The sequence below is a fragment of the Saprospiraceae bacterium genome (genome assembly GCA_016715965.1).
Taxonomy (GTDB): Bacteria; Bacteroidota; Bacteroidia; order Chitinophagales; family Saprospiraceae; genus Vicinibacter.
Genome location: JADJXG010000001.1, coordinates 3,035,261 through 3,061,079 on the forward strand (window position 1 = coordinate 3,035,261; position 25,819 = coordinate 3,061,079).

A 25,819-nucleotide genomic window follows, 5' to 3' on the forward strand; every position below is an offset into this window, starting at 1 on the left:
ATCGGGTATAAAAGTTCTTTAAAATAAAGAGCTTGCAGGTAAAATACTAAATCGATTTTGGGTAAGCTGCTATCTGAATTTTTCCAAAATCATTTTTATGGATCGAAGCAAAAGGATGTATTGGATCGTGTTCAAAAACAAAAATGGAGTTTCTTTCCAATGCGGATTCCAAGATTCTACTTTTTTCTTTTAATGTCTCCAAAGGCCTGACATCATAAGCCATAATAAAAGGCAAGGAGATATGATAGCTTGAAGGAATAAGATCAGTGGGGTATATAAAATTTTGACCATTAAAATCAAAATCCAGGATCATCAATCCTTCTGTATGTCCATTGCAAAAGCTGACTTTGAGTTCAAACGGCCAATCAGGGTGAAGTCCTTCAGAATCAATCCATTTGACCATGCCGTGTTTCAATAGAGGTACAAAATTTTCCCGAAGAAAGCTAGCGCGTTCCCGATCATTTGGCTTGAATGCCCAGTCCCAATGAAGCTTATTGGACCAATACACCGCCTTCGGAAAAGTAGGTATTAACTCGCCTCTTGAATCTCTTTGTACGGCTCCGCCACAATGGTCAAAATGAAGGTGTGTTAAAAATACATCCGTGATATCTTCCGGCGATAAACCAAGATTACCAATGGAGCCTAATAAATGTGTATCGCCATGGGGATAAAAGTGAGATTTGAATTTTTCATCCTGTTTATCACCCATTCCTGTGTCTATCAGAATATTGCGATGCTCAGTTTGGATTAAAAGACATCGCAGGGCCCAAGTACACATATTGTTATCATCAGGTGGGTTCATTTTTTTCCAAAGGCTTTTGGGCACTACCCCAAACATTGCTCCTCCATCTAATTTGAAGAGGCCAGATTCCACCAAATGGACCGATTTAATCACCTGGCTATTTTTTGGATCATTTTTCGCAAATAGATCATTTTCAATAAAGTATATGCACAATCTTTGCCTTTGTTGCCGAGTTTTCCCCCTGATCTCGCCTTGGCTTGTTTGATATTCATGGTCGTCAATACCCCATTAATCACAGGTTTTCCAAATTTTAAACTCAAATCGAGCAGGGATTTGTTAATTGCATGGGCGATGAATTCATCGTGTTGTGTCTCTCCTTTTACAATGCACCCCAGGCAAATGATTCCATCTAGGCTTTTGGTTTCAAGCAGCCATTGAGCAGCAAGGGGCAATTCGAACGAGCCAGGTACACTGTGAATCAAAATTTCAGAGGGTGGTGATTTTTGATCGAGTAAAACTTTTTTGCAAGCCTCCAGTAGATTGTTTACGATATTTTCATGCCATTCGCTATAAACGATGGCAATACGATATTTTCCTTTAAGGGAAGGGGAATTTTTCTTATTGGATGGCAACTTGCCAGCCATTATTGATGCAATTCTGGTTTGAGGTTAATGATATAACGCTCAATCGTCACTCCATCCGGAGAGCCAAGATATTTTTCCTTAATTTCCTGATATGCTTTCAGGGCTCCCTCAGTATCACCAAGAGATTCTTTTAAAATCCCAAGTTTTTTGAGAATTACCGGAGTGAGGAAGTCATTTTGCCTAACGCTGATGGCTTTTTCATAATTTTTAATAGCCTCTTCGTTGTCCAATAAATTGGCATTGACATCCCCAAGCGCATTGTATTTCAATATTGGCATCACCTCACCTTTACCATCAAAATCTTCAAAATAAGACTTTGCTTCATCGTAATTCCCAAGTTTAAGTGCACAAACGCCTGCATAATACTTTGCCAGATTACCTGCGGGGGTATGGCCAAAATTTTCTGCGATTTCTTTAAATCCAGAAAAACCACCTCCCGGGTTGTTTAGCGCCATTTCAAAAGAATCTTTTTCAAAAAGTAATTCAGCCTGGTACATTTGTTCCAAAGCGGCTTTGTTATCTGATTCTATGTATAAATACTTATAGGCCAGATAAACTCCCACCACCAGTAAGATTCCACCAATAATCACAGTCAGTAAAGTCTTGTTTTTTTCGATGAAGTTTTCTGCTTGGTTCTTAACTTCACTGATATCAATTATGGTGTCGTCGGCAGAGGTTCTGGAAGTTGCAGATTTAGAAGTGGACGATGGTCTGTATCCTTTTGTCATGTATTTATGATTAAAATCCGCGCAAAATTAGCTAAAATAAAAGAACTCGATAAAAAATTATATTTTAGTGCTAAATGTCAGATTTTCAATCATTTAAAAAAGGATAATCCGTTTGGACATAATTGTCACTGTATAAATCAGATCCTTCGGGGAAAGGAGAGTTTTCAGCAAAAAGCACAGCCTCATCTATTTCTAACTTGATTCTTTCTTTGATTTCATCCAATTCGGCGGAATTGGCAATCTTGTTTTTTAAAATTTTTTCTTCAGTAACCAATACGGGATCCAGTTTCTTATAGTGTTCGAGCTCTTCTTTGCTCCGATAATTGCCTGGATCGGACACGGAATGACCTCTATAACGATAGGTTTTTATTTCCAAATAATAAGGGCCTGATCCTGCACGGCAATGTTTTGCTGCTTTTACGAGTGCCTCATGGACTGCAATTGGGTCCATCCCATCCACCTGTTCTGAAGGCATGTCAAAAGCAGCGCCGATCTTATATAATTCATTGACATTGCTAGTTCTTTCTACTGAAGTGCCCATTGCGTAACCGTTGTTTTCAACAATATAAATTACGGGAAGCTTCCAGGTCATGGCCATGTTAAAGGATTCATACAGTGCACCTTGGCGAGCCGCACCATCGCCAAACATCGTGACACACAATAAATCGGAATTTTTGTATTTCTCGGCAAAAGCAATACCTGTACCGATTGGTATTTGAGCGCCAACGATCCCATTCCCACCAAAGAACCGATGTTCCTTTGAGAAAAAGTGCATGGATCCTCCTTTGCCCTTAACGCAGCCGGTGGCTTTGCCATACAATTCAGCCATACAGGATTTGCTGCTTAAACCTCGGCAAAGTGCAATGCCATGCTGTCTGTATCCGGTCACAACTGCATCTTCTTTCCGAATGCCAGTTACCAATCCGGCTGCAATTGCTTCTTGTCCAATGTAAACGTGGCAAAATCCACGTATTTTTTGTTGGGAATACATCATCAATGTTCGCTCTTCAAACTTCCTGATTCTGTACATGGTTTCAAACCAAGTCAACCAGGTGTTTTTATCATAATTCCTGAAAGATGTTCCGTTTGTACTTTTGGCTTGTTTAGATTTTGAAATGGTTTGTGGCATTTCCGGTTTTTGATGTAAAAATAGGACTTTCCATTTAACTTCGCCGAATAATATGGTATTGAGAAAACTTAATTTATTGAATTACAAAAACTTAGAATGTATTTCAATAGCACCACATCCACAGATGAACTTCATCATTGGTTCCAATGGGGCTGGCAAAACCAATCTTCTGGACAGCATTTACTATACCGGAATGACAAGAAGTTATTTCTCTGCATCGGACAAAAATGTATGCAAGTTCTCTCAGGAATTTTTTAGGATTGAAGCTTTTTTTTCAGAGCAGCGTGAAGATCATGAATTAATCGTGAAAGTAGCACCGGGAGCGGTTAAGGAATTTGAATGGGATGGAGTGCCCTTAAAAAAAGCAACAGATCATATTGGAAAAGTTCCAGTTGTTTTGGTGTCTCCGGATGATATATTTTCATTTATTCAGGATGCCAATTCAAGAAGATCATTTTTGGACCAGACGCTGGTTCAGACCGATCATAAATATTTGACTGAATTACTTCAGTACAATAGATTGCTTAAACAAAAAACCCAACTTTTAAAATCTCCTCAGCTGAAAGGCTTGGAGACGATTTTGGATAGCTTTGATCAGCAAATGATTCAACCAGCCATGTACATTGCTCAGAAAAGGGCAGAAATGGTGGCGGAACTTAATCCTCTTCTTATAGAGCTGTCAGCAATTTTTAGTTTGAATGAGCAAAATTCAAGTTTGATTTATCAGTCGGATTCGGATGACAAAATTCTCGAAAAATGGCATTTTGATAGACCAAAGGATTTGAGAACAGCAAGGGTTCATTCAGGAATTCACAAAGACCGGTTAATTGCTGAATTCAATGGAAAATCATTAAAGGACTTTGGTTCGCAGGGACAAATTAAGACGTTCATCCTTTCCTTAAGATTGGCTCAGTACAATTTTCTATATGAAAAGTGTGGAATGAAGCCCATTTTGTTGTTAGATGAGTTATTTGCAAAACTAGACGGAGCAAGGGTGAGGTCTCTGATGCAATTTCTGTCTTCCAAACATTCAGGACAATGTTTTATAACAGATAATTATTTGAGCCGAGCACTTGATTTAAAAAATCAGCTTGTAATGGAATCCACTATATTTGAGCTTGATAAAAATGGGATTCGGATCTATGAAAAAAAGCAATGATCAGAAATTGTCTGAGATTATTCGGGAATTTGCAGATCAAAAGCCCTACAAGAACAAACTTTTTCACAAAAAAGTCGAAGTTGCCTGGATGGAGTTGTTTGGGGATTTAACAAAAGGATATTTGGAAAAACTTAAAATTCAAAATAAGATACTTTCTGTTTATTTAAAGTCTCCAAGTTTGAGAATTGAATTAGAAATGAATAAGAAATTGATCTTAAGCAACATAAACAAAAAGCTTGCTCCCGATCAATTGGAGGATATAAAATTTCGTTGATCTTTGATCCATTCATTGAGAAGACCCACTAGAAATTCGTTTAAATTCTCGATGGATTCAGAAAGTTTCCAGAGTTTTTTGTCTCTGGGTAGTACATGATTAGAAACGGCCCTGATCGATACAAACTTTACATCTTTCATCCTGCAGGCATAAAATACGGCTGCACCTTCCATTGATTCCAAAGCAAAAGGATATTTTTCCTTTAATTTTTGTATTTCAGATAGAATGCCACTTGCACAATTGCTGGTAATTCCATAAGCTTTGGGCAAATTGATTGCAAAATTAGAATGATTGACAATCCATTTGTCCTCAAACGGAAATTGATTTGAATCCAGGAATCCCAAATCGTGTAAATCGATCAGATTTCCTTGTTGATCCTTAGCACCCAGATCTGACCATTTTTCTTTTGTCACCTGAAACAAGGATGCCAGTTTGACCTCCGTATCCAACGAGCCGCTCAGACCGGCATGTATCACGAATTGGATATTTTGCATGTTTAATTGGGCTAGGGCAAAAGCAGTCATCGGGCTGCCTACACCTGAAATAAATGGGCTTACGCTAAAGCTTTTGAAGTAAAATGTAGAAATGGATTGCCTGATGGAATTCTTTTTTAGAAAATCGAGGGTTGGATCAATTTCAGCCTGGGTCGCAGAAATAAGTAAGATCTGCATGATTAAAAATTAAAAAGTCCCGAAGTGCGGGCATTGATCATCTCAATGATAGCACCCATGTCTTCTGGTCTGTTAATAAAATCAAGTTTATCGGCATCTACGATGACCATCGGGGACTCTTCATATTTTTCAATCCATTGATCGTACCGATGGTTTAGTTTTTTTAAATAATCCAAACTCATGTTGCCTTCATAATCTCTTCCGCGGGCTTGAATTCTGGATACCAGAGTTGGTATTGAAGCTTTAATGAAGATGAGTAGATCCGGAGGTTGTATTGTGCTCATCATGATTTTGAATAAAGTGAAATAATTTTCAAAATCTCTTTGATGCATAAGCCCCATTTCATGCAAGTTGGGTGCGAAAATATGGGCATCTTCGTATATGGTTCTATCCTGAATGATGGTGCTTGCACCGGATTGAATGTCGAGAATTTGTTTAAACCTTGAATTTAAAAAATACACTTGCAAATTAAAAGACCAACGCTGCATATCATAGTAAAAATCGTTCAGATATGGGTTTGAATCTGTATCCTCATAATGTACTTCCCAGCCATAATGTTTGGCCAGTTGGATACAAAGACTTGTTTTGCCGGCTCCAATATTGCCAGCAATGCCAACATGCTGAAGCTTCTTTTTGGGGGATGAATCCATTTAAAAATGTGGCTTTTACAGAATAAAACAACTCAAATATCTAAAATAATCCGATGTTCGTTGTAGAAGGTTTAATTTTAAGCCATAATTTTTGAATAAATGGGCCCCGAATCTCTTATTGAACTTATTGACATTGGCAAATATTATATCATGGGTTCTGAGAAACTGGAAGCCCTTAAGAAGATAAATTTAAAAGTTGGTTTTAATGAGTATCTTGCTTTAATGGGGCCATCAGGAAGTGGAAAGTCGACCTTGATGAATATTATCGGTTGCCTGGATAGTCCGAGTTTTGGCCGGTATTTTTTGCGGGGTCATGATGTGAGTTCGATGGACGACAGGGAGTTGGCAAATGTGCGCAATAAAGAAATTGGCTTTATCTTTCAAACATTTAATCTTATGCCCCGGATAAGTGCTTTGGAAAATATTGCACTGCCTCTTGTTTATGCGGGACTTAGTAAAAAGGAAAGACTTTTGAGGGCTGAAGAGGTCATTCATAGCGTTGGCTTGGGTGATCGGATGCACCATAAGCCTAATCAGTTGTCTGGGGGACAAAGACAACGTGTGGCAATTGGGAGGGCTTTGGTGAATAATCCATCGATTATCTTGGCAGATGAACCAACTGGAAATCTCGATTCAAAAACCTCAGAGGAAATTATGAAGATTTTGGATGACATCCATCGAAATGGCAACACCATTATTCTTGTAACGCATGAATCAGATATTGCCTCTTATGCAAATAGAATGGTGAAACTTAAAGACGGAGGTATTGAATCAGACCAGTATTTGAAATAATTGAAAGATCTGTTTAATGAAAATATATACTAAATCAGGCGACAAAGGAACAACAGGGTTATTTGGAGGCACAAGAGTGGATAAGGATGATATCAGAGTGGAAGCTTACGGCAGTCTTGATGAATTGAATAGTCATGTTGGAATGCTTCGCGCAATGAACAAGGAATCCGATACTGACATTTGGCTTTCCGACATTCAGAAAAATCTATTCATCATCGGCTCACATCTAGCAACGGATCCAGCCAAAACAAATGTAAAACTACCTGTGATGAAGGCCGATGCAACGCATATATTGGAACAAGCTATCGATAGTATGGAGCAGAAACTTGACCCTTTAAAAAACTTTATTTTACCAGCAGGTTCTGTATCAGTTGCACAGGCTCATATTTGCCGAACCATCTGCCGTAGAGCGGAAAGAAGGGTTGTCAGTTTGTCAAAGATTGGAAAAGTGGATGAATATGTCATCGTATTTTTAAATCGATTGTCTGATTTTTTCTTTGTTCTGGCAAGATTTATTGCACATCAGACAGGAATTAACGATGTGCTTTGGATTCCTGAGTAACTTCCAGATTTTCCTTTTTTTCACCATAAGGGCAATGCCTGCATCCACTTTTGCAGCAATAACCCCTTTTCAATAAAAATAAGGAAGTAAATACTACCTTACCATCTTCCAGATAATATTCCTCATTCTCATTGATATTGGGATTTTCAATGGCGGGTTTTTCCTCCAAAGACATATTGAAATTCTTCTACCTTGTTGTAATTCCAATACACGGCAAACATAAGAAGGGTATAGAAAATGGTACCTGATATTTCATTTACAAAAAATGGCAGTGCCAAAGTAAAACACTGAAGCAATCCATGAAAATCTTTGGTGTACATACTAGAACTTCCCCAGACTCCAATATTGGTTAATATGAAGAAAAAAAGTGAACTTATTAAAGATAGCGAGAACAATTTGAAAGGTGGGTGGGAGTTTTCTGTCATCATCCGATTAAAGAAATAAATCACGGCTAAAGGAAAATAAATCCAATAGACTTGCCCAAGCCCAACACCGAGGGTTCCATATTGAAAGTAGTTAATCAACAAATCTGCCAAGAAGTAACTCAAAAGGATCATGACCAATCCAATGCTGTGTCTTATGATCACTGCTCCAAAAATTAACCCGGCAAGGGAGGCAGTAAAATTTGGTGCATGCGGAATTAACCTGGAGATCACCAATGTAGCAGTTACTACAAAGACCATCAGAAAATCTCTTGAACTCATTGTTTAAGTTTGGATGCAAATATAAAGGATTTGAACATGAGATGAAGAAAAATCAGGGTAACTATCGCAATTGTCTGTAAAACAATATCTTAAACTTAATTGATGCAATCGCTTAATAATAAGATCTTCCAATCAACCAAAAAGATGGTTTGGGAGAATTTCAACAAGCCAGGAGATTAAATAGAAGGGATGAAACCTGCGGGCATGATACTTGTTAATGACTTTTGATAAATTTTGAAATAGGATTAAAAAATGACCAGACAATTATATTTTAGAAGAAAGAGAAAAAGCAAGATGGCAATCCAAAGAGCGGTAGGATTTATTTTCTTGATTTTTATTTTTTTAAATCCGGAGTCAGCGCTTTCTAACCGCTGGCAAATCGGGGTACAGTATAAAATGAACATACAGTTAGATGATCAACGACATTTATTGACCGGAAATCAAATTTTAACCATTTATAATGAAAGCCCTGATACCCTCAAAGAACTTTGGTATCATTTGTATTACAATGCTTTTCAGCCCGGAAGTGATATGGATGTTAGGTCCAGATCTCTTCCAGATCCTGACCCAAGGGTAAAGGATAGGATTAGTTTGCTTGGCAGTACTGAAATTGGATTTCAAAAAATCAAAAAACTGACTATTAAAGAAAGAAATCAGGACTTTGAAATCGATGGAACCATAATGAAAGTTGATTTGGATATTCCCGTGGCTCCGGGAGATTCAATCATCGTTGTATTGGATTTTGAAGCTCAGATACCTGTTCAGATCAGAAGAACAGGTAGATTTAATAAAGAATCGGTCGCCTATTCTATGGCTCAGTGGTACCCTAAGCTATGCAATTATGATGAGCACGGATGGCACACTGATCCTTATATTGCTCGAGAATTTTATGCTCCTTGGGGATCATTTGATGTACAAATAAAGCTTCCATCGGATTATTGTGTTGCAGCTACAGGGTATTTGCAGAATAGAGATGAATGCAATTGTGGTCAGTTAAAAATCGAGACCAGATTTAGGACCTGGCATTTCATTGCAACCAAAGTACATGATTTTGTTTGGGCAGCCGATAAAGAATTTGTACACGATGAATACCGGAGGAAGGATGGCAGGTTGCTACAATTTTATTATAAAAAAGATAAACCATATAGTGATACCTGGAAACAACTTCAGCCAGTTATGGATCGAGCATTGGACATTATTGAAGAACTGGTCGGGCCTTATCCTTATAACACCTACTCATTTATACAAGGAGGAGATGGAGGAATGGAATATCCAATGGCCACCTTGATAACAGGCAACAGACCTTTAATTAGTTTGGTCGGTGTGGCCATTCACGAATGGGTGCACAGTTGGTTTCAAATGGTACTTGCATCCAATGAAAGTCTTTATCCATGGATGGACGAAGGATTTACAGCATACATAGAGGAGGAGGTATTGAATCAATTGAAGAAAGAATCTTATATTCCAGGATATGATGAAAAGGAAGATGCCCATTTTGAAACGCTAAGCAACTTTAAAACTTTTGCGGGTTCAACAAAAGAAGAGCCCTTAAGTACCCATGCAGATCATTATGAGACAAACAAAGCTTATGGTATTGCGGCTTATGTGAAAGGAGCGTTATGCCTGCATCAAATAAGGTATATAGCAGGAGAGAATAATTTTTGGAAAGGATTGCGACGATATTATGAGCTTTATCAATTTAAACATCCAAGGCCAGATGACTTTTTTAGAGAAATGGAAAAAGCATCGGGTCTAGAGCTGGATTGGTTTAAAAGTTATTGGATAAATACGACAAAGACAATAGATTATGCGATTTCTGAAGTCAATGAGGATGGCCATTCCACTAAAATATCTTTAACCAGAGTGGGTGATTTTCCGATGCCAGTAGACATTGCCATCGTTATGCAAGATTCAAGTTATGTGTATTGTCATATCCCATTGGACTTAATGCGCGGTTCCAAGCAATTTACGATACCCAATGTTAAAATACAAAAATCATGGCATTGGGTGGACAGAAATTATAATTTCACATTGGACGTAAATAAAAGTAATATCAAATACATTCTATTGGATCCATCAAGAATGTTGGCTGACATTTTTGAACAAAATGATCTATGGCAATCCGAGAAATAAATGGTATTTTAACGAATACTAATTTATAATTTAAAGATTATCAATAGAAAATACCTTAAATAAGAATATATTTGATTAATTTTTCTAAATTGAATTTTATTTTTTCCTAATTTAGGAACAATTTCTAACTTGTGGTTCCATTTTTCAAGCAATCGAAACTGACGATCATGATGATTATTAGTATTGCAGGTGGCATGTTGCTAGCCTTCTCATTGGGCTCACTGTTCCTTGCCAGACGAAGTTTTAAAAGATGACAGTGATTTAATCATTGGTTGATTATTTTTAAACTTTCGCAGGTTTATTTAAGTTATTGTGTTTGTAATCAAACGCATGTCATCTAAGATCAGGGCCAAGCTCCCTACAGAATTTGGAGATTTTCATATTTTTACTTATCCATCGAATGATGAGCTTCATCCACATGTGGTATTAACACATCAGGGTATTGATCCAAAGGGTATTGTGCCCTTAAGAATTCATTCTGAATGTCTTACAGGAGATGTTTTTGGTTCTAAGAGGTGTGATTGCGGCTATCAGCTAAAGGCCAGTATGGAATATTTATCTAAATATCCTGGCATTTTGATTTACCTGAGACAGGAAGGCAGGGGAATTGGTTTAATTCACAAATTGGAGGCATACATGCTTCAGGATGGTGGACTTGATACGGTTGAAGCCAACCACCAATTGGGATTTGAGGCTGATCTGAGAACTTATGAGGTGGCAGCCTCCATTCTAAAAGAGCAAAAAATTAAAACTGTTAACTTGTTATCAAATAATCCAGTCAAAAGAGAATATTTGGAAGACAATGGTATCAGTGTTCACAAAATGATTCCCATCATTAAACCCCTTGATGAATTTAACAAGAAGTATTTAAAAACCAAGCGGGAGAAACTGGGGCATATCTTACCATTTATCTAAGCATGAATCCTGGATTATCTGATTCTTTTCTTCGTCTTGTGAAAATTATGGATGAGCTTAGAGAGGGCTGTCCGTGGGATAGAAAACAGACAATCCATTCTTTGCGCAATCTCACCATCGAGGAGACTTTTGAGTTGGCCGATGCCATATTGGACAATAATTTTGCAGGTATCAAGGAAGAGTTAGGAGATTTACTCTTGCACATTTTGTTTTATTCCAAAATTGCAAAGGAGCAAGATCAATTTGACCTTCTGGAAGTCTTGAATGCCATTGCCGACAAATTAATATACAGACATCCTCATATTTACGGAGATTTGAAAGTGAAGGATGAAGAAGATGTAAAACGCAATTGGGAGATGTTAAAGCAGAAGGAAAAAAAAGTTGGAATTCTGGCAGGCGTTCCGGTGTCTTTGCCAGCGTTGGTAAAAGCATATCGATTGCAGGACAAAGCAAGTCAGGTTGGATTTGATTGGCCGGATTCAGCTCAGGTCATTGATAAAATCATGGAAGAGATTGGAGAATTTACTGAAGTTGTTAAAAATGGAAAAGTGCAGGAAGACATTGAAGCTGAATTGGGAGATGTTTTATTTTCCATTATCAATCTCGCCCGTTTTTTAAAAGTGGATCCTGAAGCTGCCTTGGAAAGAACCAATAGGAAATTTATACAAAGATTTGAGTTTATTGAAAAAAATGCCAACAGGCCTTTGACCGAAATGGGTTTAGAAGAAATGGAACAACTTTGGCAGAAGGCAAAGGGGGAGAAGTAATCAGAGTTTAATGAGTTTTTTAGGAAGCGAAATTTTAGATTGATTTCCGACAATAATATAGTACAAGCCAGAAGGCAAATGTGCTATGTTTACTACGATTTTGTCAACGAGCTGAGCGTTATTCCTTTGTTCATCAAACACGGAGATTCCGTTTAAATCTATGATGGAAACATGAAGATCTTTGATTTCAGTATTGAGGTCAAGTGTGATTTCAACTTCATCCACCACCACACTGGATTTAAATTCAAATTGTAATGGATCTAAATCTTGTGTAGAGGTAGCAGAAGTACAGAGTTTCGAAAACGGACAATACGTCCTTCTGGCAAGACTGCAATCTAAAATGAAGGGATTGACTTTGTCATTTTGATATTTTCCTATGAGATGGGTCCTTTGCCATTCCAAAGAATCCACCGGATCCTGTAAATGCCAGTTGCATAAATCAGCTTTGATCTCCTCGAAAAAAGTTCTGTCGGCTTGTAGTTCATACATACACATAAAATAGAAGACGGCTCTTGCAACATTTCCTTTGTGGTCCTCTCTGGGTTCAAACGCATGATTGTTAGCCTCACTGTAAAGATCTTTGTTTATTGTTGGAATGCTTGATTGGCTGCTTGATTTGAAAAACCAACTAGTGGTTTGTCTGTCGTCAATTTCTTGAAAGGGTAAATTGGACCTCGCTTCGTTGACTGCTGCCCGTGATGGGTAAAGATGATGCATGTCCGATCTGGCATTGCCTTGATCAGCACCTTTGCTTTGCGGAAAAGTATGTTCGCAATTGATTCCATTGGGGTTGCCATTTTTGATGAGGTCGCCAATAGGATCAATGCTCAAAGGGTTTAAATACAAAGCATGCTTGCTATAAACACAATAAACCGTGTCTTTTTCGTTGTAAATTTCCTGATACATTTTGACCCTTGCATTGGAATAATCCAATACGGTCGAAGGTTTATATTGATTGACGAGTTTGGATAATAGAAAATAGGACGAATCACCTGGAAACAAGGTCGTATTTCTCCATTGTGAATGACAAAGATGAGGGCTCTGAAAATAATATAGAATTAATAGAAAAAACGGTCTCATATTTGCAAAATTAGGGTATTTATTCATTATTTTTCTAAAAATGAATCTTGAACAGTTTATTGCTTATTGTGAAACAAAGCCAGACATTAGCATGGAGTTTCCTTTCGGACCTGATACATTGGTTTTTAAAGTCAATTCCAAAATATTTGCATTGGCCGGAATAGACACATTGGAGTTTAAGGTCAATTTAAAATGTGATCCGGAATATGCAGAGGAATTGAGATCTGAATTTGAAGACATCAAGCCGGGATATCACATGAATAAAAAGCACTGGAATACGGTTCATTTTGAAGGTAGGATAGGCGATACCTTGCTTAAAAAATTAATTGACCATTCTTACAACCTTGTTGCTATTACAAAGTCTAAGAAGAATTCGTGAAAAAATACGATTTTGGAATAGTCGGTGCCGGATTGGCAGGTTGCTGGTTGGCGTATCAACTTAGCCATCAATTGGAGGCCAAATTAATTTTATTTGGAGGTAGTAAAACAGGTGAGGCAAGTAGTGTTAGTTCCGGGGTGATCAAACCAATTACTGGTAGGAAATATGTCAAAACCTGGAATTATGAAAATCTATGGAATGCTGCTTTTGAAATGTACAGAGAATTGGAAGAGGAGCTCAGAGTTAAAATATGGCATGATCGGGAAATCCTGGTAGAGTTAAAAACTGCTGCGCATTCCAACGAATGGCATGCACGAAGCCAGGATCCGGAGTATGCTTCTATGATGCACATGGTTCCATCGAATCATCTTGCCTGGAAATATTGTCAATCTGGTTCTGACCTGGGTTTGTTAAGTTGCGCTGCCCAGGTCGATGTGTCTTTGTTATGTACTATATTGAACCAAAAATTATTAGAATCTGGAATTTCTCGAGAATCAGAATTTTATTTAGACGATCTAATAAGAACGGAAAATGGATGGATTTATCATGGAGAACTGTTTGACAAAATTGTCTTTTGCGATGGTGCCAGAGGCTCGAAAAATCCATATTGCAACAGTATTGAATTATTTCCGTTAAAAGGGGAGTGTATGATTGTACGATTGAAGGAGGAAATTGATTTTATTTTCCAATCCGATTATAGTATTGTCCCTTTTGCAAACCATAAGTATTGGGTGGGATCCAATTATAATTTGAAAGATCAAACTTATATGCATACAGAAATTGAGAAAGCAAATCAAATCAATTTTCTGGACAATCTAACAAAAGGAGGTTTTGAGCTGGAGACTCATCTATTTGGATTTAGATCAACCACCCGTGACAGAAGGCCGGTCATTGGTGAGTTGATTAAATTTTCGGGAATGTATATATTTAATGGTTTTGGCACAAAGGGGGCCTCTTTGATTCCATATTCTTTGAAGTCTATGGTCAATTTATTGGAGAATCAGGTTCAACCGGAGTCCAGTATTAATTCGAATCGGTTTTTAGTATGACCAAATTCTGGTGGCAAAATATTTGTATATTTACTATCTTAATTCTAAATGATGTTCAAATCAGTTTTAATAGTCTCAATTTTTATTTCAGTTTGGTTAAATCTTCCCGTTGAAATGAATCAAGAAAAAGATTATCCGGATTATAAATTGGTGTGGGATAAAATCAACTTGTTGTTAAATGACGGATTGCTTGAAGACGCAATGATTGAAATTGAAAAGTTGTACCAACAAGTTACAGTGGAGCAAAATCATCCTCAGATTGTCAAAGCATTAATTCACATGGAAAGTATTCAGATTCAAAAAGATTCTGAAGGTTTAAAATCAGCCATTGGCAGACTGGAGAAAACTTTACCAAATATACAAGAACCTGGAAGATCGGTTTTATTTTCCTTGTTGGGAAAATATTATCATGAGATGGCAAATCTTTGGCATCCAAATTACTCCCAAAGAACAGATATTGCAGGAGAGGAGCAAGATTCTCTGGACCTGGACACCTGGTCCAAAAGTAGTCTGCTAAAGAAATCACAGTATTTTATACACCAGTCTTTGAAAAATGACTTGTCTAAAACAGAATCTTTAAGTAACTATGAATCCATTCTAAATATTGGTGAAGATTCTGTTTTTTTGCCTACTCTCTTTGATTTTTTGGTTCACCATGCTTTGGAATTATACAAAGAGGGTTCTTTTGGCTTATTGGAATTTCAATCAACGTATCGTATAGAGGATTTACTGAAGCCTGTTGATGAATTTCTGGAATTAAGAGTGGATAGCTTTTCTGCTTGGCATGTATTTCAGACAATATTGAATTACCACAAAGACACCAACAAAGATAAACTATTCATGTTGACCAATCTGATTAGGCTTCGAAGTGTTTACGATGCATATCAGACTACGCAAACAGCTATGGATTTGTATTTGAAAGCTTTGGATGAATACTTCAAGTCCCAAAACAGGAGTCCTTATTCTACATACATCCTCTGTGATCGATTGGAAATCATGCATGAAATTGCCATGGTAGAGAATGAATCAAATCTGGAAGATCAAAAAATTAATTTTCAATATACCCAAATTGATTCCTTTGCCGATCAGATTTTAAAACTGAATCCAGATTCTTTTTTGAGTCTAAAAATTTCTGAAATTAAAAATGTATTGCGAAGAAAAGAACTTTCTGTTAAGTTGGAATCAGTGGTTACAATCGATCAACCTTTTAAGTGTTTGGTCACTTATCGTAATGTTTTTAGTCATAAATTTCGTTTGTATAAATCTGAAAATTCAGATTGCAGGGATTTTCAACCTGTTTGGTCTGAAGCCGATATTAAGATATTGTATAAAACAAAACCATTTAAAGAATGGAACGAGACATGGCCGCAAAGCTCAGATTTTAAAAAGCATCGGGTTGAATTAAAATTGGATGGCCTTAAAGCAGGGTATTATTTGCTGACATCTGATTCCTTGGTAGATACAGAATTTCATTCAAGAATCTTGCTTTTTCAGGTGAGTGATCTTTCGGCTGTGACCCTACAAAATACGAATGTAGAGAAGAAATTTTTCATATTAAACCGCGTCACTGGTGCACCCATAAAAGGAGCCACTGTTCAATTCTATTCTTACAATAACGGTAGAATGCACAATGGCGATCCTTGTTTCTCTGTCCATACGATTAAGTCAAATGAAGATGGCTCCGTCATTGTTAAAAAGCCCAATTATCATAAGTATAAAGTAAGCTTTAAAAAGGATGTCTTGTGGGGGATCGATTGGTTTTACGACCATGGAAAGCAGCAAGATGTGGACTACACCCAAGCACATTTTTTTACGGATAGATCGATTTATCGTCCTGGCCAAATTGTTCATTTTAAAGTACTCTATACAAAATACAATTCTAAGAATAATTTTCCGAAAATTGTCGCCAATGAAAAACTCGAAATTGTTTTTCGAAATGCGAACTATCAGGAAATAGGAAGACAGCATGTGCGCACCAATGAATTTGGAACAGCCAGTGGCAGCTTTGTGATACCCATTGGTGGATTAAAGGGTGCTTACTCTATTCAAACGGTCAATGGCGGGACTGGTATTCAAGTAGAAGAGTACAAACGCCCCAATTTTGAAGTTAAACTTGATTCTTCTTTTGGCAAAGTCAAATTAGGTGACGAGGTTCAAGTGAAGGGTGCCGTAATAAGTTACAGCGGTGTGCCAGTGGCGCATTCAAAAATTCAATTTAAGGTGTATTTTTCTGTCTATTGGGATTTCTTTAATATTTTTAGAGGCTCAAAGATGTTTTTTCCACCTGCCAGAAGGATTTTATTGACTTCTGGTTCGGCAGAATCTTTATTGGATGGAACATTTTCTTTTCAATTTTTAGCCAGTAAATCGGATGATTTGAAGCATGGTATTCAGTATTTCGAGATTGAAGTGGACGCTGTGGACCCAAATGGAGAAACGCAATCTACATCAAGTGCTTTTTCCTTGTCCAATCAATCTGTATTCATTCACACAGAGTTGAAAGATTGGATGATTTTAGATTCTTTGCAACAATCAAAAGTAATTATAAATAATATACAAGGTCAACCAGTTCTTTCTAATGTTCAGGTTCAAATTTATGAACTTAAAACGCCTGATCAACATTTAAAAGCCAGAGTCTGGGAAAAACCTGACGTGTTTAAGTACAGTTTGACCCAACACCAGAATTGGTTTCCCAGGGATGTTTATGACAATGAAGATCAATTGGAGGGAATGGAGATTGGAGGGAAGATATTTGAAAGTGAATTTACTCAAGTAAAAGAATTCAATTTGAACCTTAAGGAAATTTTAAAAAATCGGAAAAACGTAAAATGTGTTATTACTGCAAATCGAGGAACGAAAGATGAATCTGTTTATATCAAGCATTTCTCTGTTTTTTCAAAGGGAGAGAATTTAAATTCCATCAAACCCTATGCTTTTACCTTAGCCCCAACCCTGAATCAAGGTGATAAACTGATTGTAGGGCTGACAGGTCCCAATACCAAACTTCATTATTACACTCAATTTTCTTCGAGGGATTCACGCAAGTCAGAGTGGAAATTTCTTCGGGATCAATCTGTTCTTGAATATCCAGTCCTTGATCAAGAAGCTGGACATGTCTTTTGGAGTGGATTTACGATCCTGGACAATAGAATGTATCCGTTTAATATTTCTGTGGAAGTGCCATGGAAAAATAAAAACATAGAAATTAATACTGTAACATTTAGAGATAGAATGCTGCCAGGGAGTCAGGAAATTTGGTCATTTAGTCTTAATTCAGTCGTGAAGGAAGATACTGGTTTTGAGATGCTTGCCTCAATGTATGACGCATCTCTAGATCAGATTTTACCATTTGCGTGGAACCATTCATTCTGGCCTGATTTTTATGCGGCTACTCATATTTCATCCAGCAATTTTGGGTCGGAGTATTTGGCTTTACAATCAGAACAGGGGTCAATTCTTTCTTGGCGAAATGGTCTTTCAAGGACGCATTATTCTTTACCTGATTTAGCGCAAAATTATTCTGATTTCCGAATGTTAAAATCTCATGCAGCCGGAGTGGCTGATCGAAGTGCTGCTCCGATGGCTTCCGAAAGTGCGGTGGAGGCTTTTGCGGAAAATGAGCAAATAAAAAACCACGATGGGATAGAAGAGACAAATAAAGTTAAAAAGGAGGAAGTCCCCACCAGAACCAATTTAAATGAAACCGTTTTCTTTTATCCGCATTTAAAGTCCGATAACACGGGTAAGGTTGAGTTTCAATTTAAAATGAATGAGGCATTGACGAGGTGGAAACTTCAGTTATTTGCTCACTCCAAAGATATGAAAACTGGATATAAATCGCTTGAAGTGATTACCAGTAAGCCGGTTCAGATTAAACCTTTTTATCCTAGATTTTTAAGACAGGGAGATCAAATGGAACTGCGTGCTACAGTGAGTAATTTGTCTGAAACTAGCATCATTGGTACGGCTAAATTGGAAATTTTAAATGCTTCCAATCTGCAAAATATTTCGGATCAGTTTAATATTAAACAAAGCAATGATCAGGTCCAAATACAAATTGGTCAATCAGAAACTCTGGTTTGGAAATTGAAAGTGCCGGAAGAGATGACAAATGCGGTGATCTTAAGATACAGTGTGGTGTCTGGCCAACACAAGGATGGAGAAGAGAAGAGTGTGACAGTGGTATCCAATCGGAAATTATTGACACAAACCTTGGCCATGCATGTTCCGGCAAAATCTACAAAAGAGTATAACTTTACTGGGATAAACAATGCATTTGCACCGGGCGCTAAGCCTCATAATTTTACCATTGAATTTAGTTCTAATCCTGTTTGGTACGCCATTCAGACGCTGCCATATTTGTCTGATTATCCTCACGAATGTAGTGAGCAATTGATGAGTCAAATATTTGCCAATTCGATTGGTTCGCATATCATTGAGAAAATGCCAAGGGTTAAAATGGTACTTCAAAGATTGTTGGAAGATGGTCAGCAACTTTCTCCTTTGTTAAAAAATCAAGAGCTAAAATCTGCTTTAATTGCAGAAACTCCTTGGGTTTTGGAAGCAGAATCAGAGAGTGAGCAGATAAGGAGAGTAGCATTGTTAATGGATTATAATTTAATGAATCAACAAGTTAAATCTTCTATAAATAAACTAAAGCAAAGACAAAATTCAGACGGATCTTTTTCGTGGTTTCCGGGTACCTGGCCAGATCGGACTATCACACAACATATTGTAAGTCAAATTGCGCATTTGCAAAAACTGGGAGTGATTGATAAGGGAGAAGGTGATTTACAAAGTATCGTCCTTAAAGCTTCAAAATTTTTAGATCAATCAATTCAGGAAGATTATAATCGCATCGAGAAATTGGTGAAGGAAGGAAAAGCCAAATGGGAAGATCAGCACATTTCTGCACTCCAAGTTCAATATTTGTATGCGACGAGTTATTATCCGGATTGGTTTTCAAAAATTAAGTCGACAGCAGCCGTAAAATTTTGGATGGAACAAATGAATGTTTATTGGAGAAAGATGAACATATATGATCAGGCCATGTGTGCCTTGGTTTTTCATCGGAGTAAGAATCAGACGAACTCTTTATTGATTATTGAGTCATTGCGCCAAAGATCCATTCAACATGCTGAATTGGGAATGTATTGGAAGATACCAAGAAGTTATTATTGGAACCAACTGCCAATAGAAACTCAGGCAATGTTGATTGAAGCCTTTTACGAAATCACCAAAGATGTAAAATCCTGTGATCAAATGAAATTGTGGTTGCTTAAAAATAAGCAGACGCAACATTGGGGAACGACCAAAGCCACTTCGCTGGCTGTGTATGCCATCTTGCAATATGCCACGGATTGGACGAGCGAAAGTCAGGAAACAAAAATCAGTTTAAACAATCAGGTCTTGGTTCCAAAAGATCAATTGGCGGGAAGTTTATATTTTAAGGAAAAATTTGAATCTTCCCAATTGAAGAAAGAGTTGGCCAAAATAAAAGCAGTGAATCCCAACCCACATGCTTCCTGGGGTGCTGCGTATGTTCAATATTGGCAAGATTTGGATCAGATAAAAGATGATTTTGGTTCCGGATTGTCTATTTCTCAGGAGCTGTTTAAGAAAGTCATCATTGACCAAAAAGAAAAATTGATTCCTATCAAAGGAAAAGAAAAATTATTGAAAGGAGATTTAGTAACAGTGCGATGTGTGATTAAATCTGATCGGCCGATGGAGTATGTACATTTAAAATTGATGCGTGCAAGTGGGCTTGAATTGATAGGACAATTGTCAGGATACGAATGGAAATCTGGTCTTGGTTATTATAAATCTCCTGGAGATTTGTCCACGGATTTTTTCATTTCCTTTTTACCGTCCGGAACATTTGTTTTTGAGTATGAACTGAGAGCTGCATTTACCGGATCTTTTTCCAATGGAGTGTCCACCATTCAATGCATGTATGCACCGGAATTCAATGCCAACAGCAAAGGAATATCATTAAACATCGATTAATTTACTTTATTGGTCTAAGATTGATAACTGGAATCTTTTGTATCTCTTATCTTTGAAAAAAAATAAAATGGAAGAAAAATCTAAAGCCAATCAATCTGAAGATGTCATTCGCAATCACGTGATGTGGGCCATGGGGGCCGGTTTAATCTGGGTCCCGGTCGTTGACTTTTTGGCCGTATCTGCTATCCAATTGGATATGATTCGGCAACTGTGTAAAATACATGGCAAGGATTTTGGAGAAAATCAAGGAAAAGCCATCATCACAGCACTTACTTCATCTGGTGCATCAAAAATAGCTTCAAGAGCTGTAAAATTTATTCCCGGTATCGGGACAATTCTGGGGGGGATTACTATGTCGGCTATGAGCGGAGCATCTACCTATGCAATGGGTCAGGTTTTTAAAAAACACCTGGAAGATGGAGGCACCATTCTCGATTTTGATCCTAAGGCTTTCCAGAAGAAGTACGATGAGTGGTTTGAAAAAGGAAAGGAATACGCTGAAAATCTTAGTAAAGCAAAGAAGGCAGAAAGGACTGAGACTCAAGAAACAGCGCAAAGCTCGGCAAGTAATAATGACAAAACCAGATCTGCGATTGACCAGTTAAAAGACATTGCAGAGTTGAAGGAAAAAGGGCTTCTTTCAGAAGAAGAATACCAGCAGTTTAAAAAGAAGATAATGGGGGATGCTTGAGGGCGTTAAGGAATTATTCGGATAATCCTGCCAAGTTGGTGTTGAAGCTCAAAACCAGACATTAAATCTATTTTGGCATTTTTGACTTACTTAAATTAACTCATTTTCAAATAATCAGTATAGAACAACATAGTGTATCCTTTCCTCTGTCCTACTTTTTGTCGCGCAAAAAGTAGCAAAAACGCAGCCTTTCTAAAAGGCGGCGGGTCTTTTTGCAGCGCTAATCTTTAACCTCCGTTTCTTAAATCCAACGCTGTTGAGCAGATTTTGGGTGCTGGATTTTGTCGTTACTTAAGTGTCACTTTCCGAAAATTAATTTAACCAATTCCCTCAATAAAATTTTTTCTAAGTAACGACAAAATAAGGCACAAAGCAATACCTTCCATCATGTGATTAACTCTTGGATCTTCATACTTGCCATGTAAATTTCATCGCCAAAATCTGCCTCTTTGGCGCCGCTGGTTTAGAAAGGCTATTTAAAATCAGAGCTTTATCTAAATACAACTATATCCAAATTTCCAAATTAAATTCTTTAACCGCTGGTTTAGCAAGGCTCATTTACAAGTCGGCGATAAATTATCAAAAATTCATTCTTCAATTTTCTAATTAACTAATTCTCTAATTTTCTAATTGAATTCTTAACGCAGTTTTATAGACTTCCAAACAACGTTTCCTAGCAAACTCATGATCGATGACTGGATTGGGATATGACTGGCTGTCAAATTCAGGGACCCATTTTTTAATGTATTCAAATTGAGGATCAAACTTTTTTTGCTGAGCCGTCGGATTAAAAATTCTAAAGTATGGTGCGGCATCTGTTCCCGATCCAGCCGCCCACTGCCAGCCTCCGTTGTTACTTGCCAAATCGAAGTCCAATAATTTTTTAGCGAAGTATGCCTCACCCCATCGCCAGTCGATTAACAGATGTTTTACCAAAAAACTAGCCGTGATCATACGCAATCTGTTGTGCATCAAACCAATATTGTTTAATTCTCTCATTCCAGCATCGACCATGGGATATCCTGTTTTGCCCTCACACCAAGCTTGAAATTGACTTTCATTGTTCACCCATTTTATTTGGTCGTAAGCTTTTTTGAAGGAAGAGAATTCGACATGAGGAAATGATTGTAAGATGTAAGAATAAAACTCACGCCAGATCAATTCACTAACATAAGTTTGGTCCGTTTGCCAAACCTCTCTTAGAAGTTCTCTGATTCCAATGGTTCCGAATCTTAAATGGATTCCCATTTTACTAGTGGCATCTAAATGTGGAAAGTCTCTTGAAATACTGTATTTTTTTATGATACTTTGATCAATTTTTGAAGACGGAAACACTGATCTTGCCGGCAAAAATCCCAGATCTTTCAAGTCCATTAAAGTTGTGGGAGTAAATTTTAAGAAAGGAGAATGGGGCAAGTTAATTGAATAATCCTTAAAACATTCCTCTACACCAATTTGCCTTATCTTGTTTAACCAGGCATTCTTAAACGGCGTGAAGATTGTGTAAGGAGTTCCATCTGATTTCCTTACTTCGTTAGACTCAAATATTATATGGTCTTTAAAGGAATGGAAAGTTATTTTTTGTTGGATGCATATCTCTTTTATCTTTTCGTCCCTTGATTTTGCATAAGATTCATAATCCCTGTTAAAATATATTCCATTTAGTTGATACTGCTTGATCCACATAGGCCACAATTCTTCAGGCTTGCCGTGTCCAATGACCAAATCAGAACCAAGCATTTGCAATCTGGATTTGATGTTTTGAATGGAGTGATAAATAAATCCCACTCTTGCATCCATTTCATCCTCTATCTTGGAAAGAATATGGCTGTCAAAAACAAAAAAACAAATAACCTGATGTCCAGAACCAAGAGCTTCATGTAAGGCCCGGTTATCGCTTAGTCGCAAATCCCTTCTAAACCAGAATGCAGTATTTTTCACAGTGCGAGGAACAGTTTATCTTTACTAAAGTTTAAATAGCTTGTTAATCAGTGTGTTATTGGAAATTATGGTTTATATTTGTGCTAAATAGTTCCTTATGCGGTTATTCATTGTTTTGTTGTTTTTAACTAGTTCTATTTCAGAATCTTGCAAGAACAGTTTGCCCAGCTATTCCAAAGAGCTGTTGGAGGCTGAAGAAAATTTTAATAAAAATCCAACGGAAGAAAATTATACCCAATTCATGACCAAAGTGTTGGAGCACCTTCAGACATCAACAAAGGGAATGGATCAGAGCGAGCTGTTGATTAAGGCCGCAAAAGCAAGTGAGCAATTGAATAAGAAAGATCAGGAAATTATTTTCCTAAACAATATTATCAAGTCCTATCCTAATTTGGAAGGGAACAAGGATCGAATATATAGAATGATTGGATTGCTTCACGGGACCAACAGACACACCACCGGTGATGTAATGGCCGTTTGTTTTATGACTGTTTATCCTGATGACCCAAGGAATGAAGAATTAAAAACAAAAATTCCTAAAGTAGCTTCTCCTCAGGAATATGTCATGGAAATTGCGAGATCAATTTTTGCAGATACCATCACCGGCTTTGATGAATCGAAAGCAAGAACCTATGTCGATGCATGTGAGGCTTATGCCATGACAATGCCAAACGATGCCGAGACTCCGGAGTATTTGTTTAAAGCGGCAGAAACATCCAATACTTTGCGCACGTATGAGAAAAGTTTTTCCTTGTATGACTGGATTATCGATCAGTACCCGAAGCATGATCGTGCACCCGTTTCCCTTTTTATGAAAGGATTTCTTTTTGATGGAACGCTCAAGGATTCAGCCAACGCTGCAAAATATTACAACGAATTTATTCAAAAATATCCGGATAATCAATTTGCCAAAGATGCCAAGTTATTGATGCAGAATTTGGGAAAGTCAGATGAAGAGGTGTTGCAGGAGCTGATGAAAAAAGGGGAAGCTACCCAATAGTCAGAAATCTTATTTTAGTTTTTCAATCACAAATTGATCTGTTGCCGGAATAGGACTTCCTTTGACTTGTGCAATGAGATCGAGGTGAAAAGTAGATTGGACTCCTCGGATTGTTTTTGCAAATCCGGTCAAAGGGGATAGCCATGGATTGGATTCCTTGAGTTTGTCAATTTTTGATTTAATTAAAGTGTATTCAAGGCCAAAGTTTATCTCACATACAGAATTTTGTTGCAATTCGATGGGTTCATCTAATTTCTTAAGACCCAGGATAAATTCATTTTTTGTATGCTTTTTGGATCTTCCTGATTTATAGGTTTCTTTTAAATAAATGTCAATTTCTTTGATGGTGGCCTTCTGAAAAGTTGAAATAGAAAGTGTGGCTTGAATCAGGCCCGGTACCGAAGTATTTACATTCTTGATTTCGATTTTAGGACCTTCAATGCCCAAAAGAGATTTTAGTTTGCCTATCATGAATCAAAAATAAGCAGAGATGGACAATGGAATTGTAAATTATCGACCAGTTCAAATTAATTTTAGATCAGATAAATCTTCGGTGCCATGAATCTTTTAAAGGCTTTAGCCAGGAGTGGATAAATTTGTACTTTGTATCTACCAAATTGTCAAAAAACAAGGTATCCAGGTTGATGATTCCTTTTTCCAGAAAGTCATTAAGTTCCACTGATTTTACCAAATGAATTTGATCCTGATCTAAGTACTGAAAATTCATTCGATTGAAAAAATCAATTTGATATTCTTCGCCCAGCTTCCTAATAAAGCGGACGGATTCATCGATGGAACATCCGGAAGCGCCAGCCTGAGTCTGGTCGACCACCAGCACGACCATATTATTGTGCATGATTCCTCCTGTGGCTTTTAAATGTGAACCATGACTAGCCCAGCTTTTACTAAAAGATTGAATGCTGTGATGAATTTGAGGAATTAAATCATCGGGCAAAATTTTATCTGCTGCATAAATCCAAATTTTGGATTCATCTGAAAATGCCAATAGATCCATCATTCACTTATCTCATTTTATGCAGTACCATTTCTGATAAATCGTACACCATCATTTGTTCTTGCTTTTCTTTGGCTTTGATCCCATCCTGAAGCATGGTCATGCAAAATGGACAATTGGAAACCACGATTGCAGATTGTGTTTCGATGGCGTCTTCTATCCGCTCTTCATTGATTCTCTTTTCTCCTTTTTCGTCTTCTTTAAACATCTGCGCGCCACCTGCACCGCAGCAAAGACCATTTTGGCGGGATCTTTTCATCTCTCTGATCTCCAATTTCAGATGATCGATCACCTGCCTTGGAGCTTCATACATTCCGTTGACTCTTCCCAAATAACAAGAGTCATGATATGTTACGGATTCAGTGGATCGATCTTCTTTAACTTTAATTTTGCCCAAGGACAATAATTCTTCCAAATATTGACTGTGATGCATGACTTCATATTTGCCACCCAGTTCAGGGTATTCGTTCGCGATGGTGTTAAAACAATGAGGACAGGTACATACAATTTTTTTAACCTGATACTGGTTTAGTGTTTCAATATTTTGGAGCGCGAGAATCTGAAACAGGAATTCATTGCCAGCTCTTCTGGCCGGATCTCCTGTGCATTTTTCTTCATTGCCCAATATGGCAAATTTGATTTCTGCTTTGGTGAGAATTTCTGCAAATGCACGGGAAACTTTTTGAGCACGCGCGTCATAAGAACCGGCACATCCTACCCAAAATAAGACCTCAAAAGTTTCTCCTTGTGAAAAATATTCTGCGGCTGTTTTAATTGGAATCATT

25 protein-coding genes are annotated in these 25,819 nt (G+C 37.5%); 12 read left to right on the forward strand and 13 right to left on the reverse strand.

The annotated features are described in order from the left end of the window. Window positions 1–46: 46 nt before the first annotated feature. The 4 genes from IPM48_11605 to pdhA form a co-directional block, all read right to left on the reverse strand. A complete protein-coding gene (locus tag IPM48_11605) occupies window positions 47–838 on the reverse strand; it encodes an MBL fold metallo-hydrolase (GenBank protein MBK9272228.1) in 792 nt (263 codons plus the stop codon). Window positions 839–891: 53 nt separating this feature from the next. After that, window positions 892–1,386: a 6,7-dimethyl-8-ribityllumazine synthase gene (locus IPM48_11610; protein ID MBK9272229.1), complete on the reverse strand. Its 495-nt coding sequence runs from the start codon at window positions 1,384–1,386 to the stop codon at window positions 892–894. Then, window positions 1,386–2,114: a tetratricopeptide repeat protein gene (locus IPM48_11615; GenBank protein MBK9272230.1), complete on the reverse strand. Its 729-nt coding sequence runs from the start codon at window positions 2,112–2,114 to the stop codon at window positions 1,386–1,388. The genes IPM48_11610 and IPM48_11615 overlap by 1 nt, the downstream gene beginning before the upstream one ends. Window positions 2,115–2,199: 85 nt before the next feature. After that, on the reverse strand, window positions 2,200–3,243 hold the full coding sequence (pdhA, locus tag IPM48_11620; protein MBK9272231.1) for a pyruvate dehydrogenase (acetyl-transferring) E1 component subunit alpha: 1,044 nt from the start codon (window positions 3,241–3,243) through the stop codon (window positions 2,200–2,202). Window positions 3,244–3,295: 52 nt separating this feature from the next. On the opposite strand from pdhA, the gene IPM48_11625 reads away from it, so the two are divergent. Then, entirely contained in the window at window positions 3,296–4,402 is a 1,107-nt protein-coding gene (locus IPM48_11625; protein MBK9272232.1) for a DNA replication/repair protein RecF, read from the forward strand. Further along, on the forward strand, window positions 4,386–4,676 hold the full coding sequence (locus tag IPM48_11630; protein ID MBK9272233.1) for a DUF721 domain-containing protein: 291 nt from the start codon (window positions 4,386–4,388) through the stop codon (window positions 4,674–4,676). The genes IPM48_11625 and IPM48_11630 overlap by 17 nt, the downstream gene beginning before the upstream one ends. Here the strand turns inward: IPM48_11630 and IPM48_11635 are convergent. Beyond that, window positions 4,649–5,347, reverse strand: a complete 699-nt coding sequence (locus tag IPM48_11635; GenBank protein ID MBK9272234.1) for a hypothetical protein — start codon at window positions 5,345–5,347, stop codon at window positions 4,649–4,651. The genes IPM48_11630 and IPM48_11635 overlap by 28 nt on opposite strands. Window positions 5,348–5,349: 2 nt before the next feature. Beyond that, window positions 5,350–5,997 (reverse strand): deoxynucleoside kinase, encoded by a 648-nt coding sequence (locus tag IPM48_11640; GenBank protein ID MBK9272235.1) that lies wholly within the window; start codon window positions 5,995–5,997, stop codon window positions 5,350–5,352. Between the two features lie 99 nt (window positions 5,998–6,096). Here IPM48_11640 and IPM48_11645 point away from each other — a divergent pair, with 99 nt between their 5' ends. Both IPM48_11645 and IPM48_11650 read left to right on the forward strand, forming a co-directional pair. Beyond that, window positions 6,097–6,789, forward strand: a complete 693-nt coding sequence (locus IPM48_11645; protein MBK9272236.1) for an ABC transporter ATP-binding protein — start codon at window positions 6,097–6,099, stop codon at window positions 6,787–6,789. 16 nt (window positions 6,790–6,805) lie between these two features. Continuing rightward, window positions 6,806–7,351, forward strand: a complete 546-nt coding sequence (locus IPM48_11650) for a cob(I)yrinic acid a,c-diamide adenosyltransferase (GenBank protein ID MBK9272237.1) — start codon at window positions 6,806–6,808, stop codon at window positions 7,349–7,351. Here IPM48_11650 and IPM48_11655 read toward each other — a convergent pair. Further along, a complete protein-coding gene (locus IPM48_11655; GenBank protein MBK9272238.1) occupies window positions 7,323–7,526 on the reverse strand; it encodes a hypothetical protein in 204 nt (67 codons plus the stop codon). The genes IPM48_11650 and IPM48_11655 overlap by 29 nt on opposite strands. Next, complete coding sequence (locus IPM48_11660) at window positions 7,498–8,055, reverse strand: hypothetical protein (GenBank protein MBK9272239.1); 558 nt, start codon at window positions 8,053–8,055, stop codon at window positions 7,498–7,500. The genes IPM48_11655 and IPM48_11660 overlap by 29 nt, the downstream gene beginning before the upstream one ends. Before the next feature lie 252 nt (window positions 8,056–8,307). On the opposite strand from IPM48_11660, the gene IPM48_11665 reads away from it, so the two are divergent. The 3 genes from IPM48_11665 to mazG all read left to right on the forward strand — a co-directional run bounded on the left by IPM48_11665 (window position 8,308) and on the right by mazG (window position 11,870). Next, on the forward strand, window positions 8,308–10,188 hold the full coding sequence (locus IPM48_11665; GenBank protein ID MBK9272240.1) for a M1 family metallopeptidase: 1,881 nt from the start codon (window positions 8,308–8,310) through the stop codon (window positions 10,186–10,188). 330 nt (window positions 10,189–10,518) lie between these two features. Beyond that, window positions 10,519–11,103, forward strand: coding sequence for a GTP cyclohydrolase II (gene ribA, locus IPM48_11670; GenBank protein MBK9272241.1), 585 nt, complete (start codon window positions 10,519–10,521; stop codon window positions 11,101–11,103). A gap of 2 nt (window positions 11,104–11,105) precedes the next feature. Next, window positions 11,106–11,870 carry a nucleoside triphosphate pyrophosphohydrolase gene (mazG, locus tag IPM48_11675; GenBank protein ID MBK9272242.1) on the forward strand — a complete coding sequence of 255 codons (765 nt, stop codon included), beginning with the start codon at window positions 11,106–11,108 and terminating at the stop codon, window positions 11,868–11,870. Here the strand turns inward: mazG and IPM48_11680 are convergent, their stop codons facing one another. Continuing rightward, on the reverse strand, window positions 11,871–12,950 hold the full coding sequence (locus IPM48_11680) for an endonuclease (GenBank protein MBK9272243.1): 1,080 nt from the start codon (window positions 12,948–12,950) through the stop codon (window positions 11,871–11,873). 40 nt (window positions 12,951–12,990) lie between these two features. Between IPM48_11680 and IPM48_11685 the strand changes: the two genes are divergently transcribed. From IPM48_11685 to IPM48_11700, 4 genes are all read left to right on the forward strand, one after another. Continuing rightward, window positions 12,991–13,329 carry an MmcQ/YjbR family DNA-binding protein gene (locus tag IPM48_11685; protein ID MBK9272244.1) on the forward strand — a complete coding sequence of 113 codons (339 nt, stop codon included), beginning with the start codon at window positions 12,991–12,993 and terminating at the stop codon, window positions 13,327–13,329. Beyond that, complete coding sequence (locus IPM48_11690; protein MBK9272245.1) at window positions 13,326–14,378, forward strand: FAD-binding oxidoreductase; 1,053 nt, start codon at window positions 13,326–13,328, stop codon at window positions 14,376–14,378. The genes IPM48_11685 and IPM48_11690 overlap by 4 nt, the downstream gene beginning before the upstream one ends. Window positions 14,379–14,492: 114 nt before the next feature. Next, the gene (locus tag IPM48_11695) at window positions 14,493–20,387 is read left to right on the forward strand and encodes a hypothetical protein (protein MBK9272246.1); all 5,895 of its coding nucleotides are present in this window, start codon (window positions 14,493–14,495) and stop codon (window positions 20,385–20,387) included. 67 nt (window positions 20,388–20,454) lie between these two features. Next, window positions 20,455–21,078, forward strand: a complete 624-nt coding sequence (locus tag IPM48_11700) for a DUF697 domain-containing protein (GenBank protein ID MBK9272247.1) — start codon at window positions 20,455–20,457, stop codon at window positions 21,076–21,078. 618 nt (window positions 21,079–21,696) lie between these two features. Here the strand turns inward: IPM48_11700 and IPM48_11705 are convergent. Next, window positions 21,697–23,019 (reverse strand): deoxyribodipyrimidine photo-lyase, encoded by a 1,323-nt coding sequence (locus tag IPM48_11705; GenBank protein ID MBK9272248.1) that lies wholly within the window; start codon window positions 23,017–23,019, stop codon window positions 21,697–21,699. Window positions 23,020–23,116: 97 nt separating this feature from the next. Between IPM48_11705 and IPM48_11710 the strand changes: the two genes are divergently transcribed. Beyond that, on the forward strand, window positions 23,117–24,019 hold the full coding sequence (locus IPM48_11710) for a tetratricopeptide repeat protein (GenBank protein MBK9272249.1): 903 nt from the start codon (window positions 23,117–23,119) through the stop codon (window positions 24,017–24,019). A 9-nt stretch (window positions 24,020–24,028) separates the two neighbouring features. Here IPM48_11710 and IPM48_11715 read toward each other — a convergent pair whose 3' ends face one another. From IPM48_11715 to IPM48_11725, 3 genes are all read right to left on the reverse strand, one after another. Then, a complete protein-coding gene (locus IPM48_11715) occupies window positions 24,029–24,490 on the reverse strand; it encodes a hypothetical protein (GenBank protein ID MBK9272250.1) in 462 nt (153 codons plus the stop codon). Between the two features lie 67 nt (window positions 24,491–24,557). After that, window positions 24,558–25,037 carry a hypothetical protein gene (locus IPM48_11720; protein ID MBK9272251.1) on the reverse strand — a complete coding sequence of 160 codons (480 nt, stop codon included), beginning with the start codon at window positions 25,035–25,037 and terminating at the stop codon, window positions 24,558–24,560. Window positions 25,038–25,041: 4 nt separating this feature from the next. Then, window positions 25,042–25,815: a (Fe-S)-binding protein gene (locus tag IPM48_11725; GenBank protein MBK9272252.1), complete on the reverse strand. Its 774-nt coding sequence runs from the start codon at window positions 25,813–25,815 to the stop codon at window positions 25,042–25,044. Between the last annotated feature and the right edge of the window lie 4 nt (window positions 25,816–25,819).

Excerpts from the sequence above, each read along its gene's own strand:
- IPM48_11635 (MBK9272234.1), bottom strand. The coding sequence starts at position 5,347 with ATGCAGATCTTACTTATTTCTGCGACCCAGGCTGAAATTGATCCAACC.
- IPM48_11695 (MBK9272246.1), top strand. The coding sequence starts at position 14,493 with ATGAATCAAGAAAAAGATTATCCGGATTATAAATTGGTGTGGGATAAA.
- IPM48_11700 (MBK9272247.1), top strand. The coding sequence starts at position 20,455 with ATGGAAGAAAAATCTAAAGCCAATCAATCTGAAGATGTCATTCGCAAT.
- IPM48_11665 (MBK9272240.1), top strand. The coding sequence starts at position 8,308 with ATGACCAGACAATTATATTTTAGAAGAAAGAGAAAAAGCAAGATGGCA.
- IPM48_11660 (MBK9272239.1), bottom strand. The coding sequence starts at position 8,055 with ATGAGTTCAAGAGATTTTCTGATGGTCTTTGTAGTAACTGCTACATTG.
- IPM48_11685 (MBK9272244.1), top strand. The coding sequence starts at position 12,991 with ATGAATCTTGAACAGTTTATTGCTTATTGTGAAACAAAGCCAGACATT.
- IPM48_11650 (MBK9272237.1), top strand. The coding sequence starts at position 6,806 with ATGAAAATATATACTAAATCAGGCGACAAAGGAACAACAGGGTTATTT.
- IPM48_11655 (MBK9272238.1), bottom strand. The coding sequence starts at position 7,526 with ATGTCTTTGGAGGAAAAACCCGCCATTGAAAATCCCAATATCAATGAG.
- IPM48_11630 (MBK9272233.1), top strand. The coding sequence starts at position 4,386 with ATGAAAAAAAGCAATGATCAGAAATTGTCTGAGATTATTCGGGAATTT.
- IPM48_11640 (MBK9272235.1), bottom strand. The coding sequence starts at position 5,997 with ATGGATTCATCCCCCAAAAAGAAGCTTCAGCATGTTGGCATTGCTGGC.
- IPM48_11645 (MBK9272236.1), top strand. The coding sequence starts at position 6,097 with ATGGGCCCCGAATCTCTTATTGAACTTATTGACATTGGCAAATATTAT.
- mazG (MBK9272242.1), top strand. The coding sequence starts at position 11,106 with ATGAATCCTGGATTATCTGATTCTTTTCTTCGTCTTGTGAAAATTATG.
- IPM48_11625 (MBK9272232.1), top strand. The coding sequence starts at position 3,296 with ATGGTATTGAGAAAACTTAATTTATTGAATTACAAAAACTTAGAATGT.
- IPM48_11720 (MBK9272251.1), bottom strand. The coding sequence starts at position 25,037 with ATGATGGATCTATTGGCATTTTCAGATGAATCCAAAATTTGGATTTAT.
- IPM48_11615 (MBK9272230.1), bottom strand. The coding sequence starts at position 2,114 with ATGACAAAAGGATACAGACCATCGTCCACTTCTAAATCTGCAACTTCC.
- IPM48_11710 (MBK9272249.1), top strand. The coding sequence starts at position 23,117 with ATGCGGTTATTCATTGTTTTGTTGTTTTTAACTAGTTCTATTTCAGAA.
- pdhA (MBK9272231.1), bottom strand. The coding sequence starts at position 3,243 with ATGCCACAAACCATTTCAAAATCTAAACAAGCCAAAAGTACAAACGGA.
- ribA (MBK9272241.1), top strand. The coding sequence starts at position 10,519 with ATGTCATCTAAGATCAGGGCCAAGCTCCCTACAGAATTTGGAGATTTT.
- IPM48_11605 (MBK9272228.1), bottom strand. The coding sequence starts at position 838 with ATGTTTGGGGTAGTGCCCAAAAGCCTTTGGAAAAAAATGAACCCACCT.
- IPM48_11715 (MBK9272250.1), bottom strand. The coding sequence starts at position 24,490 with ATGATAGGCAAACTAAAATCTCTTTTGGGCATTGAAGGTCCTAAAATC.
- IPM48_11610 (MBK9272229.1), bottom strand. The coding sequence starts at position 1,386 with ATGGCTGGCAAGTTGCCATCCAATAAGAAAAATTCCCCTTCCCTTAAA.
- IPM48_11680 (MBK9272243.1), bottom strand. The coding sequence starts at position 12,950 with ATGAGACCGTTTTTTCTATTAATTCTATATTATTTTCAGAGCCCTCAT.